The following is a 13,705-nucleotide window of genomic DNA, read 5'->3' as shown; positions in this document are numbered from 1 at the left end:
GTGAACAGGGGGAACGACCGACCAGCCGTGCACTTCCTGCTCTCGCTGATCGAGCAGGAGGACGCGGCCGTCGTGCGGCACCGCCTCGGCATCGGGGAGCCGGAGCAGCTCACGGCCGACGTCGCGGGGAAGTGGCTCGACGGTCTGCGGCCGCCGAAGTCCGCGCTGTTGTGGATGCTCGAGGAGGACGACCCCGCGATCAACCAGGTCGTGTTCCACTACGCCGACACACTCGACGTCACGCGGCGCGACATCCTGCGCGGCGTGCCGTTCGGTGGTGCGCGAGGGGTGCTGCCCACGCTGGTGCGGGCGGAGGAGCCGCAGGTCCTGGTCAGTCCGCGTGGTGTGGTGGCCGGGTTGCGCGAGGCGAGAACCATCAAGACCGCCCGGTCCGCGGCACGGGTCGTGGGGCAGCAGGACTGGGCCGTGCTGGCCGAGGCGGATCTCGACGAGCCGTTGCCGGGGTACGCGCGGTGGGCGTTGACGGAGAGGGCCGACTGTCCGGGTGAGGTGCGCGCGCAGTTCGGTTCGCACGTCAAGTTCACCCGCCGGGTGCGGGAGGCCGGTGTCGTCGAGCCCGCCGAGTACGCCGAACAGACCAAGCCGGCGCGGCAGGTGCTGGGGGTGCTCCACTTCGGCCGCCAGTTGTTCCCGCGCCGGACGCGAGAGGCCGCCGCGGTGCTGGCGCCGTTGGTGCGCGACGAGATCGGCGTGGATCCGGACTCGTGGGCGGTGATGGCGCAGCTGTTGCCGACGTTCCTGGGAACTGTGGCGGAGTTGGTGCACACGAGCGCGGCGGTCGCCCACGCCGGAAGGTGACGGGCGGCTGGATTCGAACCAGCGTGTCCCGGTTCTGGAGACCGGTGCGTCTACCTCTGCGCTACGGCCCGTCGGCGCCGATCTTACTGGTGGGGAAATGGGACATCGCACACGGACTCCGGTCGTCGACCTGACGGACCGGCGGGCGTTGCTGGGCTGGCGTCCGGCGGCGGAAGAGGTGATCGCCGAGGCCACGCGGCTCAAGGAGGCCGCGCTGCTCGACTTCGGACTCACCGACTCCGCGGTCGCGTCGTGGCTCTACTCGAAGTGCCCGCACCAGATCGCGACGACGGCGATCGACACGGCGGCCGTCGTCGCGTCCGGTGACGGCACGTGCCTGCTCCTGTTCAACCCGGACTTCTTCGTCCGCATCGGGCTGGAGGGCGTGAAGTTCGTGCTGTTCCACGAGGCTCGGCACCTCGTGCACCGGCATCTGTTCGTGGAGCAGGAGATGCGGGACGACCCGGTGTTCACGACGGCGGCCGAGGTGGTGATCAACCACGTCGCGCAGGTGCGGCTCGGGCGCGGGCTGCCGGTGCGGGACGGGAAACCGATCGGCATCGATCCGGCCGAGGTCTACCAGGCCTATGCCGACGACCTCACCGGGCGCGGGCTCGTTCCGTTGGCGTACGCGGACTTCATCATCACCGACACGAGTGTCTACTCCGAACTCAAGCGGATGGCGCACCCGCCCGTGCCCGCGCCGTTGTGCGTGCACGTGACGCACGCGATCCCGCTGGACCAGGAGGCGGTCGACGCGGTCGTCACGTCGGCGTTGCTCAACACGCTGCTGGCCGCCCGGCGCGGCAACGGCAACGCCGAGTCCGAGGTGCTCGACCTGATGAACCGCACCGAGGACGTGGCGGGCAGGACGTGGGGCAGGCTGGGCGCGGGGATCCTGCGCGGCACGACGGCGCGCAGCGGCAAGGTCGACTGGTGGCAGCGGTGGCTCGTCGACGTGCTCGGCTCGAAGCTGCGCGAGGGTGAACGGCTGGTGTACCCGAAGAAGCGCGGCGCGGTGCTCAGCGTGCTCGGGCACGACCCGATGCTGTCGCGCCGCGGTCCGGTGCGGGACAAGGTGCTGGTCATCGCGTACGACACGTCCGGCTCGATGCCGGCGGGCGTCGTCGCGTGGATGATCGATCTGGTCGGCGGGATCGACGGCGTGCAGGCGCACTGGCTCGCGTTCGACGGCGTGGTCATGCCGTTCCAACCGGGTGCGGCCGTGTACGGCGGTGGCGGCACCAGCTTCCAGTCCGTCGTGGACTACGTCGAGGGACGGTCCACAGTGGAGGGGGAGCACTTCGAGGAGCACGTGGACGCCGTGGTCATGGTGACCGACGGCTACGCCCCGCACGTGACGCCCGCCGAGCCGGACAAGTGGATCTGGCTGATCACCGAGAACGGCGACGACTGGCCCGACCACCACACACCACCGATGGCCTGCCACCGCGTGCGGCCTGTGACAGGACGAACCGGATGACGACCACGACGAAACCGAAGTTGACCGAGTTCATCGACGCGATGATCGACATCGGCCAGACCGGCCAGATCTTCGGCCCGCACGGCATCGGCAAGACCGCGACGTTCTTCTCCCACGTCGCGCAGGCCTACCCGGACGCCGCACTCGTGTTCGTGCCGGCGGCCAACCTCACGCCGGACGACCTGCTGATCAACGCCCCGGTGCGCGAGGACGGCGAGCTGGTGCTGCGCCAGCTCGTGATGAGCCAGCTGCGGCCCGGCCGGAAGTTCGTGCTGCTCATCGACGACTCGCTGCAGGCGGGCGAGACGATCCAGTCGCAGCTGATGCAGGTCGCGTGCAACTGGACGCTGGGGGAGTACGACCTGCGCGCGCTCGGCTGCATCGGCGTGTTCCTCACCGACAACGAGTCGCTCGCCGAAACGTCCGCGCGGCGCAGCGACCTCGCGATCCTCGACCGCATGGTGACCGTGCGGATGACCGCGAACGACACGGCCTGGCGCTCCACCCTGTCGGCGCGCTACCGCGAGTGGGACCTGAGCGCGTTCTTCGGCGTGTGGAACTCGCTCGGGCCGGAAGTGCGGGAGCTGTTGTCGCCGCGGACGATGGAGCACGTCCTCGCGAACGCCCGCGAGGGTTTCCCGTTGCGCTGGGCACTTCCGCTCGTCAACGGCGAGCGGCTGCGCCTGCAGGACGAGCGCGGCGACCGCACGGCGGAGATCCTGGACCGGCTCGCGACCGCACTAGGCGTGCGCAATCCTTCCACCGTGCCGGATCCGGTGCGGCAGGTCCTGAAAGCCGCGCTGCGCAACCGGTGGAGCGTGCTGCTGCAGGGCCCGCCCGGCTGCGGCAAGACCGAACTCGTGCGCGAGACGATCCGCACCGAACTCGGCCGCGACCCGCTGTACTTCTCGTTGCCGGTCACCAACGTCGAGGACCTCTGCGCGCCGTTGCCGACTGCCGACGGCACGCTGGAGAACCTGATGGCGCGGCCGTTCACCGGTCGTGAGCCCAAGGCCATCGTGTGGGACGAGTACAACCGCCCCAAGGACAAGGCCGCGTTCGCCCGGCTGATGGAGATCACGCAGGAGTGGTCGCTCGCGGGGCAGCGGATCGAGAACCTGCGTGCCCAGGTCGCGATCCAGAACCCGCCGTACCACCTGGGCCGCAAACTCCTGGTGGCGCGCAACAACATCGCGCAGGCGACCCGGTTCACCTGCTCGCTCGTCGTCGACCCGGCCGACATCCCCGCGAACGAGTGGCTGATCAGCCGGTACGGCGGCGTCGCGGAAACCGTGCTGGAGTGGTGGAAGCACGACATCGACGACGAGGGCAGGGAGTGGATCACCAAGCGCACCATCGAACGGTTGGTCAAACTGCACGAGCGGGGCCTGCCGCTCGAGCTGGCCACGATCTACCTCGGCGAGGGCGAGTACGCGCCCGTGCCGCTGACCGCGTTGCTCGACCGGCTGGCGAACCGCAAGGTGACCGGCCTCGGTGAGATCGCGCTGCAGGCGGGCCTGTGGGAGCAACGGTTGCGCGACGAACGCGAGTCGCCCGAGGGCGGCCACCACGGCGATGTCGTGCACCAGGTGCTGGCGAACGCCGAGCTGTCCCAGTTGCGCAAGCACCGCGAGGTGATCACGCGCCTGGTCGCGCTGCTGCCGCCCAAACTGCGGGCCACCTACCTGGTCGGCGTGGCGGAGGACCGGCAACGGTTCTGGATGGAGGTCTTCGCGTCGATCCCGCGCTAGTGGCGCGCGTCTACACCTTGCTCGCCACCACCAGGTAGTTCTCGGCCTCGGGGTTGAACGTGCTCATTTCCGTCCGAAGTCCCACCCGGCGCAACTCGGCTTCGAGTTCGTCGTATCGGTAGGGCCAGCAAGACAGCAGTTCCGAGCGGACAGAAACCGGCCCGGCCGCATCCAGCTGCGCGACCGCGATCTCGATGTGGTGCTCGTCCTCCCAGTTCGGCGCGATGTCCCAGCGGTAGACCACGACGGCATCGCGGCCGTTCCGGCGGACGAGCCGGTCGCTGATGTCCAGCCGGGAACCTCTGGCTCGCACGAGTTCCCACGTGCGGGAGGTGAGCACCAACCGCCCGCCGGGGCGCAGCAGCCGTGACATCGACTCCAGAGCGGCAACCCTGCCTTTCGCGCCCACGGCGTGGTGCAGCGAGTTGCCGACGCAGAACACCATGTCGAACGTGGCGTCGTCGAAGTGGCCGGGCAACTCCTCCCAGTCTGCTCGCACCGTCCGGACCGATGCCCCGTGCTCTCCGGCCAACTCCGCGGTCCGACGCACCATCGCCGCGCTGGCGTCAGTGGCGACCACCTGCATGCCAAGACCGGCGAGGCCCACCGCCAACTGCCCGGTTCCGCACGAACAATCGAGGACGTGAGCGTTGGGCGGCAGGAGGGTGAGGACGTCGTCGAACGACGCGGCGAACTCGGCCGGAGTCAGCTTCACGTCGGAGATGAGCCACTCGTACACCTCGGCGAGCTCGCCATAACCCGTCACAACCACTACCCCCGTCACGCGGCATTCACATTGGCACATTCAGTACATCAGCGGAGCAAGCCGCCTCACCAATGGTTTTCGCGGGGGCAACTCGCCCGCTCACATAGGCTGGCGGTGAACGCTGCGCACCGCCGCCACGTCCGCGTGCACCGGCGGCGTCGCGGGAATCGCGCCGCTCACCGCGTCGAGCCTGCGCCGCACGCTGTCCGCGACTCCCTTGCCCAGCACGAAACGCGTGGGCGTGACCGCGCGCTGGGCGCCGTCGAGCAACCGGTGCGCGGCCTGGCTGCGCATCCCGGTGTTGCTCAGCACCAGGTGCCGCAACCGGTGCGGTCCGGCGGCCAGTTCCTCCGCGATGACCGTCGCCGCCGCGGCGTCCAGACTGTTGTCCCGCGCGCCCAGCACCCCGGCGGCCTTGACCCGGCCGAGGTCGCACACTTCGACCCCGGCTCGCACGGCCGCGGTGACCAACCTGGCCGCGGCCTGCGGCCCGATGCCGTTGCTGGCCACCGAGATCCGCCGGAGCCTGCCGGGCACGAGCGCGTCCGCGAGGGTGTGCGCGCCCTCGTCACCGAGCCCGGCCGCGGACACGTACAACTCGCTCACCGCGTCGGCGGCCAGCAGCGCCGCGAGGTGCACGGCACCGGCCGGGCCGAGCGGGTTCCCACCGACGTAGAGCCGTTCCACCGGCCTGCCCTGCGCGGCCGCGACGAGCACGGCCGCCACCAGCCGCCGCACCGCGTCGGCGTCCAGATCGGTCTGCACGAGATCGAGCGTGCGCAACGACTTCGCGGACTCTACGAGCGCGGCCGCCGCGTCCCCGTCACCGATGGGGTTGCGCTTGAGCCAGATGCCGGTCACCCGGCTGGCCTGCGGTGACATCCGCAGGTTGTCGGCGAGACGGCACGCGCCTCCCGCCGTGATCCCGTTGCAGCCCAGGTAAAGCGTCTCGACCTCGCGCCGCGCCGCCTCGCCGGCCACGTCCGCCGCGCCGTCGCCGAGCCCGTCGGTGCCGAGCAGCAGGTGCTGGACCACACCAGGCCGCAACGACTGAGCCACGAGCGCCGCGCCCGCAGGTCCGAGGTCCTGCTTGCACAGGTCGAGCCTGCCGTCCGGAGCGCCGTGCCGGTGGGGAAGTCGAGCCGCTCGCCCGTCGTCGCACCGGTGCGCAGCCAGGCCAGCAACGGGTCGAGCGAGCTCACCACGCCGCCTTCCGGTAGTCCTTGAGGAACACCCCGGCCACCGGCGAGCCCGCCTCGCCGCGCACGATCGGGTCGTACACCCGAGCGGCCCCGTCCACGACGTCGAGTGGCGTGCGAAACCCTTCGCGCGCAAGGCGTGCCTTCTTCGGCGCCGGGTTCTCGTCCGTGATCCACCCGGTGTCGACCGAGCACATGTACACACCCTGCTCGGCGAGTTCGGGCCCGCTCGTGCGGGTCAGCATGTTGAGCGCCGCCTTGGCCATGTTGGTGTGCGGATGCCCGGAAGTCTTGTGGCGCACCGTGAACCGCCCCTCGACGGCCGTCACGTTGATGACGTACTTGCGTTCGTGCGGCGACGCCAGCAACAACGGCAACAGCTTGTCGCACAACAACGTGGGTGCGAACGCGTTGACGAGATGGGTCTCCAGCACTTCGGCCGCGTCCAGCTCGCCGACGCGAGCCGACCAGGAGTTCACCGGTGCCATGTCCGGCACCAGCCCGGCCTCGTCGAGCTCCGCGAGCGCCAACGCACCGCCGTTCTGCTCCAACGCGAGCATGGGACTGAACCCAGGCGCCAGCACGGCGTTTCCCGGCAACACCCCACCCTCACCGGCGACGAGCGCCGCGTAGGACTCCGGCGGCCTGCGCACGGTCTGCGCGGCGTTGTTGATCAGCACGTCGAGCGGCCGCCCGTCCGCGCGCAGCGACTCGGCGAACCCGAGCACCTGCCGAGGATCCCGCAGGTCGATCCCGACGATCGTCAACCGCCCCAGCCACTCCGCACTCCCGGCGGCCTCCTCGAACCGCCGCTGAGCATCACGCGGAAACCGCGTCGTCACCAGCAGTTCGGCCCCATCCCGCAACACCATCAACGCGAGCTGGAACCCGATCTTCACCCGCCCACCGGTGAGCAGCACGCGCCGTCCGCGCAGATCGGTACGCGCGCTGCGCCGCGCGGTGTTCTCCGCCGCGCACGCCGGGCACAGCCGGTGGTAGAAGGCGTCGACCTGCCGGTACTGCTCCTTGCAGACGTAGCAGTGCCGCGCCCGCACGAGTTCCCGGGCCTGCCCGTCAACGGCCTCCAGCGGCGCGTCCTCCCGGCGGTCGAGCGCACCGGTCGCCGTCGCGGCTTCCACCGCCGCGTCGGCCCGCGCGTTGCCCTCGTCGCGGACCTTCTTGCGGCTCTTGCGACCTTCGCGGGCGAACGACTCCGCGACCCGTTCGGCCAGCAACCGCACCGGGTCGTCGGCGGGGAGCGCGCGCAACCGCGCGACGGTCTCGTGGAACGCCGCGAGGTCTGCCTCAGTGATGGTGCTGTCCGTCATGGTGTGGGCGGCTGCCTCTGCGCTACAGGACCTGGCCTGCCGGGGCGGCCGGATTCGAACCGGCGTGCTCCACATTGGCAGTGTGGCGCGCCTGCCTCTGCGCTACGGCCCCGGCATTGCGGCCATCCTAACCAGCGGCGCCGAACGGTTTTACCAGGCGGTGCGCTGCCGGTGCCGCCCCCGCAGCCGCCGCCAGTGCCGCCCACGTCCTGAATCGTCGCCCTCCAGCGGCAGGGCCAGCCCGGGATGCCGCGCGGCGAACTCGGCCGAGGTGATGGCCATCATCACCAGACACCCGAGCGAGCTGCCGGGGTCGGCGATGCGCCCGGTCTCCCGGAAGCCGAGCCGGGTGTGCAGGCTCTGCGAAGCGAAGTTGCCGCCGTAGATGCTGATCTCGCACGCGCGGTAGCCCCGCTGGCTGAACATCAACGCCAGCAGCACGGTGATCGCGTCCGCCGCGTAACCGCACCTCGAGTGCAGGGACCCGATCCCGACCCCGTAGCTGAAGCAGCCGGGGCCCGAGTCCATCCGCACGGTGGCCAGCGACCCGACGACCACACGACTGCGCAGGCTCACGATCGCGAGCTGCAGGTCCTCACCGGTGGTGTCCGCGCGGTGCGCCGCCCAGTGCCGGTAACCGCCCACCAGCGGTGGATGCCCGTCGCGGTCGAACCTGGTCAGCGTGTTCCGGTCGGAGGGTGCGACCTCGCGCAACCACACCTTCCTGCCTGACCAGGTCAGGGAGGGGTGCATCGAGGTGCGGACGGGTGCGTTGGCCGGTGGACGCGCGATCATCGCGACCAACCCTACTGGAGACGGTCCGGCCGAGGAGTGCTGAACGTGCCCGCGAAGGAATCCGGCGACGCGAAGGTGAGGCTGGGGAGTCGCTTCCACCGGCTCTTCGGCGCCACGCTCGTGTCGTCCGTCGGCACCGGCATGCACGCCGCCGCGTTGCCCCTGCTGGCGTTGCAGACCACCAGCAGCCCGCTGGCGTTGAGCGCCGTCGTCGTGGCCGCCGAGATTCCCTGGGTGCTGCTCTCGCTGCACGCCGGGGTCGCGGTGGACCGGCTGGACCGGCGCCGGGTGATGGTGCAGGCCGACCTGGCCCGGTTCGCCGTCCTGGTCGGGCTCGCGGTGCTGATCCTGACCGGGCGGGTGAGCCTCGTGTCGCTGGTGGTGGCGGCGTTCCTGCTGGGCGTCGGCCAGGTCTTCTTCGACATCGCCGCCCAGTCGGCCATCCCGGACTTCGTGTCCCGGGACCCGCGCAAACTCGCGACGGCGAACGGCCGGATCGTCGCCGCGGAGAGCAACGGCGAGGACTTCGTGGGACCACCGCTCGGCTCCGCCCTGTTCGGCGTGTGGAACTTCCTGCCGTTCGCCGGCAACGCCCTCTCGTTCGCCGCCAGCGGCCTGCTGATCCTCTCGATCCGGACGGACGCCAAGCCGTCCCGGGCTCCACGCAGGAGCGCGCGCGGCGACATCGCCGAGGGCATCCGGTGGTTGTTCGCGAACCGGACTTTGCGGGCGCTGGCCGTGGTCTCCTGCCTCGGCAACGTCTCCGCCACCGCCCAGTTCGCGATGCTCGCCCTGCTGGCCAAGGAGGTCCTCGCCCTGCCGGACTTCGGCTTCGGCCTGCTGCTGACGGCCACGGCGGTCGGCGCGACGATCGGGGGACTGGCCGCCGCGGCCGTCACCAGGCGAATCGGCCCCGGCACGGTGATGCTCACGGGCAAAGCCGGTGTGGGCGCGGCGATTCTGGTGCTGGGGTTCGTCGCCGACCCGTGGGTGGCGGCGGCGATGATGACGGTGACCGGCGCGTTGATGACCGCCGAGAAAGTCGTGGTGAGCACGCTGCGCCAGCAGATCGTGCCCGCTGAGCTCCTGGGGAGGGTGCTGTCGTCGAGCAGGCTGGTGGTGATGGTCGGGGGACCGGTCGGAGCGGCACTCGGCGGCGTGCTCGCGAGCGCGTTCGGCGTTCAGGTCACGTACGTCGTCGCCGGCGCGTTCCTCGTCCTGGTGGCGCTGGCTTTCTACCCCGTGCTGAACAACCGCGCCCTGGCGAGGGCGACTTCGTGAGAGCGCTCCCAAGGCGGCAGGCGGAAATGCCGATGGGGCCGTTTTTGGGAGATGCCCCGAAAACGGCCCCATCCGCGACCCCCGTCGTCAGGTCAGCTCTGCTCGGACCACCACTTCTGGCCGGTCGCACCCAGCGTGGAAATCGGGTCGTAGTACGGGTAGCGGCGGTTCAACGCCTCGGGATCTTCGAGCTCGATCCCGGTCCGGTAGTTCTTCGTCCAGTAGGAAATCCCGAGCTCACGGTCGTACTCCTCGAGCTGGTTGACCCACCGCTTGCCCACGTACGGCACGTCGCACACGATCCGCGGCGTCGCGTACCCAGGGAGGTAGCCCATGATCGAGTGCTGGAGTTCCTGAGCCTCCGCGACCGACACCCTCCAGTGCTCGGAGTTCGGGATCATGTCGCACATGTAGAAGTAGTAGGGAAGGATGTTCGCTTCCCCTTGCAGCGCAAAGCAAAGGTCCAGCAGGTCGTCCGAGGTGGCGTTGACGCCCTTCATCAGCACGCCCTGGTTGCGCACGTCCCGCACGCCGACCTCGAGAGCCGTCCGGGCGGCCTCGGCCACCAGCGGCGTCACGGACTGAGCGTGGTTCACGTGCGTGTGGATGGCGAGGTTGACGCCGCGACGCGACGCCGTGCGGGCCACCCGCTCCAGGCCCTCGACGACGCGCGGCTGGAGCCAGTGCTGCGGCAAACCCGCGAGAGCCTTGGTGGCCAGGCGGATGTCGCGGACCGTGTCGATGTCCAGCAGGCGCATCAGGAACGACTCGAGCTGCGGCCACGGCACGTTGGCCACGTCGCCGCCGGAGACCACCACGTCGCGGACGCCCGGGGTCTTCTTCAGGTACTCGATCATCTGGTCCTGGCGGTCGACCGGCTTCAGCGAGAGCTTGTGCTTGTCGATCAACGGCGTGCTGTTGCCCACCAGGTCCATGCGGGTGCAGTGGCCGCAGTACTGCGGGCAGGTCGAGACCATCTCCGCCAGGACCTTGGTGGGGTAGCGGTGGGTGAGGCCTTCGACGACCCACATCTCCGCCTCGTGCAGCGAGTCGCGCTCGGAGTGCGGGTGCGAGGGCCAGTCGGGGTCGCGGTCCGAGGCGACCGGAAGCATGTAGCGGCGGATCGGGTCCGCCAGGAACGCCTCGGTGAAGGCGTCCGGGGAGAGTGAGGCGTCGACCGCCATGGTGTTGAACATCTGCGGTGGGATCAGCATCGACATCGTCGCGAAAGCCGACTGGTCGGCGGCGAGGTCGTCGTAGAACTTGTCGGTGAGCAGGTCACCCGCGACCTTGCGGAGCTGCTTCACGTTCTTCACGCAGTTCACGCGTTGCCACTGGGCGTCGCGCCACTGCGCTTCGGTCACGTGGGACCAGCCGGGGAACCGTCGCCAGTCCGGTTCGACCAGCTCTCGGCGGACGTACGTGTACGGCTGGCGGTCCAGCCGCTCCAGCGCCGTGGGGGCGTCGTGCAGCGCGGTCATCCGTACTCCTCAGCGTCGAGGTCGCGTAAAGATATCCTGTCACATCGCTAGCTTGCCGTAAATATTTCAGCTCAAGGCCTGGTGGAGGGGTGGTCGGGAGCAAAGACGCGGCCTCGTTCGTTGACACGGACATGCCCCTCTTCGCGCTGCTGCTGCTCGGGATGTTCGCCGAGATCGCGGTCATGGTCGCCGTCGGCAACGCCATCGGCGGGCTCTGGATGATCGCCCTGCTCCTGGTCGGCACCCTCGTCGGTCTGTCGCTCGTGCGCAGGCAGGGGACGCAGGTCATGGCGGCGTTCCGGGAGTCGGTGTTCAACCGCCAGCAGCCGCACCAGGAGATGGCGGACGGCGTGCTGATCGCCACGGCCGGTGCGTTGATCATGGTGCCGGGCTTCATCAGCGACGTGGTGGCGTTGTTCCTGCTCTTCCCGCCCACGCGCAAGCTCGTGAGCCGGCGGATCGCACGCAAGGCGGAGGCCGCGGCGCTCAAGTTCGAGCACGAACGCCGCTTCGGCGCCGGTCAGGTCGTCGAGGGCGAAGTCATCGACGTGGACGCGGACCCGGTCGTCATCACGGAACGGCGCGAGCTCACGTGATCCGCGCGTACCGGCTCCCTGACCTGGACGCGCTCTACGACATCTGCCTCGACACGGGCAACGGCGGCCTCGGCGCGCGCCACCTGTTCGAGGACCCGAAGCTCATGGGCCACGCCTTCGTGGGCCCGTACGCGGCGTTCGAACCCGACCTGGTTTTCGTCGCCGAGGACGACGAGGGCATCGCCGGGTACGCGCTCGCGACCGCCGACACCGAGGCGTTCGAGGACCGCTGCGACCGCGACTGGTGGCCGGACCTGCGGGTGCGCTACCCGCTGACCAAGGACCCGAACCGGATCGTGCAGCACATCCACCACCCGCCGCGCGTGGATCCGTTCCTGGTCAGGGACTATCCGGCGCACATGCACGCGAACCTGTTGCCCCGCGCGAAGGGCAAGGGGTTCGGCGGCACGCTCGTGCGCAGCGTGCTCGAACGTCTGGAGAAGGGCGTCCACATCCACGTGCGGCACCACAACACACACGCGATCGGTTTCTGGGAACACCTGGGGTTCCGCGTGATCGACTCCGCGGACAAGCTCGTCCTGGGGCTGCGTCTCTAGATGATCGACGGCGTCGAGGACGTGACGACGACCGGGCAACTCGCGGGGCTGCTGCGCGCGCTCCGCCGCAGGCACGCCCGGTCGCAGCAGGACAGGGAACTCACGGTCCGCGAGATCGCGGCCAAGTCGGGGTACGCGGTCGGCCGGGTGTCGGAGTACCTGAGCGGCACGACCCTGCCGCCGACCGACAGGTTCGACGTGCTCGTCGGCATCTTCGGTGCCACGAAACAGGAACAGGCCGCACTCGCCACCGCCCGCGACCGCGTCGAGGAGGCGAAGCGGACCCCTGTCGGCACTGACGCACCCATGCAGCTGCCGCCGGACATCCCGGGCTTCGTAGGTCGCGAGCAGGAACTCGAAGCCATCAACGCGCCGATCGTCGTCATCACCGGACCGCCGGGCATCGGCAAGTCGGCGCTGGCAGTCCGGTGGGCGCACCGCGCCGCAGCCAGGTTCCCGGACGGCATCCTGCACAACGCCACGCCTCAAACCGCGATGCAAGCGCTGAAAACGTCAGACGTCCGCTCCACGCTCGCACGGCGACGCGTGCTGCTCGTGCTCGACGACGTGCACAACGCCGACGAGGTGTTGCCGCTGCTGCCGGGCAGTGGGCAGTCCGTCGTCGTGGTGACGAGCCGCGATCCACTCGACGCCCTTCTCCGCTATGGCGCGCAACGGCTCGTGCTCGACCCCTTGCCGCCGAACGACACGGTGCGACTGCTCAAGAACCTCATCAACTCGCCCGACGAACTCCTGCACGCGTTCCGGACGAGGTGGCGACGCGGCGCCACGACGAAGGACAGCGTCGAGGTGCTGGAAGCCGTTCTGGTGGCGGGCGGGCCGGACGTCCGGGTCCTGACCCACCTCGGCGCGGCCCTCAACCACGCCGGCCGTCACGACGAGGCCCTCAAAGCCTTGGAGCAGGCCCGCGACCGCTACGCCGACGTCGAGGACCACACCGGTCGCGGCGAAGTCATGGCCTGTCTCGCAGTCACCTACGCGGGCCTCGGACGGCACGACGAGGCGGTGGCCATCACCTACAAGGCACTGGCGCTGCACCGGTCGATCAACGCCGGCGACACGGCCGAGGCCGCCCCGTTCCTGCAAGAGGCACGGGACGCCCTCGGCCTGCAGAACTACTGAATCAGCATGCCCAGCAACACGATCTCGTCGGACCACGCACCGGGGTTCGGCGCGGGGGAGAGACGGATCGTCGAGCCCACGCGGTTGACCGCGAAGTCGTGGATGCTGCTCGCGGCCTTCACGTCGGCGGAGCCCACGAGCACGTCGTCGACGAACACGTAGATCGTGCCCTGCTTCACCGAGCTGACGTTGTCGTGCAGGTTCATGTGCACCGAGCTGATGTAGGCCGCGGGCGTCCGCACGATGACGTTGTTGCCGGCCCCACCGCAGTGCCCACCGCCGAAGCAGATGTTCTTGGAGTTCGTCCAAGGCTGGCTGGGGCTGGTGGCGGTCGTCCACGGAATGGAGGGCGCCCAGAACTCGGTCGACGCCGAGGCCGTGCCGGACAGGCCGAGTACCAGCGCGAGCGCTCCGAACAGCGCCGCGAGTGCCGGGATCCCCCGGCGGAGGGTGGTCCGCATTCCATCTCCCCTTTGACGTTCCGACGGCCCGGTGCTTCCGGAGCC

At 69.8% G+C, this 13,705-nt stretch carries 13 protein-coding genes and 2 tRNA genes; 7 read left to right on the top strand and 8 right to left on the bottom strand.

Going from position 1 to position 13,705, the window contains the following annotated elements; genetic code table 11:
- Positions 1-819, top strand: a complete 819-nt coding sequence (locus JNUCC0626_RS16325) for a hypothetical protein (protein WP_394620608.1) — start codon at positions 1-3, stop codon at positions 817-819.
- On the opposite strand, the gene JNUCC0626_RS16320 is transcribed toward JNUCC0626_RS16325, so the two are convergent.
- Positions 817-892 (bottom strand) — tRNA-Trp (locus JNUCC0626_RS16320). The genes JNUCC0626_RS16325 and JNUCC0626_RS16320 overlap by 3 nt on opposite strands.
- Before the next feature lie 24 nt (positions 893-916).
- Here JNUCC0626_RS16320 and JNUCC0626_RS16315 point away from each other — a divergent pair.
- Together JNUCC0626_RS16315 and JNUCC0626_RS16310 are read left to right on the top strand one after the other, a co-directional pair.
- On the top strand, positions 917-2,302 hold the full coding sequence (locus tag JNUCC0626_RS16315; protein WP_394620607.1) for a vWA domain-containing protein: 1,386 nt from the start codon (positions 917-919) through the stop codon (positions 2,300-2,302).
- Positions 2,299-4,053 carry an AAA family ATPase gene (locus tag JNUCC0626_RS16310; protein WP_394620606.1) on the top strand — a complete coding sequence of 585 codons (1,755 nt, stop codon included), beginning with the start codon at positions 2,299-2,301 and terminating at the stop codon, positions 4,051-4,053. The genes JNUCC0626_RS16315 and JNUCC0626_RS16310 overlap by 4 nt, the downstream gene beginning before the upstream one ends.
- Before the next feature lie 10 nt (positions 4,054-4,063).
- Here the strand turns inward: JNUCC0626_RS16310 and JNUCC0626_RS16305 are convergent, their stop codons facing one another.
- The 5 genes from JNUCC0626_RS16305 to JNUCC0626_RS16285 form a co-directional block, all read right to left on the bottom strand.
- Positions 4,064-4,837, bottom strand: coding sequence for a class I SAM-dependent methyltransferase (locus JNUCC0626_RS16305; RefSeq protein WP_394620605.1), 774 nt, complete (start codon positions 4,835-4,837; stop codon positions 4,064-4,066).
- An 81-nt stretch (positions 4,838-4,918) separates the two neighbouring features.
- On the bottom strand, positions 4,919-5,878 hold the full coding sequence (locus JNUCC0626_RS16300) for a ribonuclease inhibitor (RefSeq protein WP_394620604.1): 960 nt from the start codon (positions 5,876-5,878) through the stop codon (positions 4,919-4,921).
- A gap of 139 nt (positions 5,879-6,017) precedes the next feature.
- Positions 6,018-7,346, bottom strand: a complete 1,329-nt coding sequence (locus JNUCC0626_RS16295) for an SDR family NAD(P)-dependent oxidoreductase (protein WP_394620603.1) — start codon at positions 7,344-7,346, stop codon at positions 6,018-6,020.
- A 39-nt stretch (positions 7,347-7,385) separates the two neighbouring features.
- Positions 7,386-7,459 (bottom strand) — tRNA-Gly (locus JNUCC0626_RS16290).
- Positions 7,460-7,496: 37 nt separating this feature from the next.
- A complete protein-coding gene (locus JNUCC0626_RS16285; RefSeq protein WP_394620602.1) occupies positions 7,497-8,141 on the bottom strand; it encodes a GNAT family N-acetyltransferase in 645 nt (214 codons plus the stop codon).
- Positions 8,142-8,186: 45 nt separating this feature from the next.
- On the opposite strand from JNUCC0626_RS16285, the gene JNUCC0626_RS16280 reads away from it, so the two are divergent.
- Complete coding sequence (locus JNUCC0626_RS16280) at positions 8,187-9,422, top strand: MFS transporter (RefSeq protein WP_394620601.1); 1,236 nt, start codon at positions 8,187-8,189, stop codon at positions 9,420-9,422.
- 92 nt (positions 9,423-9,514) lie between these two features.
- On the opposite strand, the gene JNUCC0626_RS16275 is transcribed toward JNUCC0626_RS16280, so the two are convergent.
- Complete coding sequence (locus tag JNUCC0626_RS16275) at positions 9,515-10,903, bottom strand: KamA family radical SAM protein (RefSeq protein ID WP_394620600.1); 1,389 nt, start codon at positions 10,901-10,903, stop codon at positions 9,515-9,517.
- A gap of 131 nt (positions 10,904-11,034) precedes the next feature.
- On the opposite strand from JNUCC0626_RS16275, the gene JNUCC0626_RS16270 reads away from it, so the two are divergent.
- The 3 genes from JNUCC0626_RS16270 to JNUCC0626_RS16260 are packed head-to-tail and all read left to right on the top strand — an operon-like array spanning position 11,035 to position 13,199.
- On the top strand, positions 11,035-11,499 hold the full coding sequence (locus tag JNUCC0626_RS16270) for an FxsA family protein (protein ID WP_394620599.1): 465 nt from the start codon (positions 11,035-11,037) through the stop codon (positions 11,497-11,499).
- The gene (locus JNUCC0626_RS16265; RefSeq protein ID WP_394620598.1) at positions 11,496-12,056 is read left to right on the top strand and encodes a GNAT family N-acetyltransferase; all 561 of its coding nucleotides are present in this window, start codon (positions 11,496-11,498) and stop codon (positions 12,054-12,056) included. The genes JNUCC0626_RS16270 and JNUCC0626_RS16265 overlap by 4 nt, the downstream gene beginning before the upstream one ends.
- Positions 12,057-13,199, top strand: a complete 1,143-nt coding sequence (locus tag JNUCC0626_RS16260) for a tetratricopeptide repeat protein (RefSeq protein ID WP_394620597.1) — start codon at positions 12,057-12,059, stop codon at positions 13,197-13,199. It abuts the gene before it with no gap.
- On the opposite strand, the gene JNUCC0626_RS16255 is transcribed toward JNUCC0626_RS16260, so the two are convergent.
- Positions 13,193-13,660: a hypothetical protein gene (locus JNUCC0626_RS16255; protein ID WP_394620596.1), complete on the bottom strand. Its 468-nt coding sequence runs from the start codon at positions 13,658-13,660 to the stop codon at positions 13,193-13,195. The two genes, JNUCC0626_RS16260 and JNUCC0626_RS16255, sit on opposite strands and share 7 nt — an antisense overlap.
- Positions 13,661-13,705: the final 45 nt, after the last annotated feature.

The organism is Lentzea sp. JNUCC 0626 (assembly GCF_043632865.1).
Lineage (GTDB): Bacteria > Actinomycetota > Actinomycetes > Mycobacteriales > Pseudonocardiaceae > Lentzea.
This window is presented reverse-complemented; position numbering and strand designations above follow the sequence as displayed.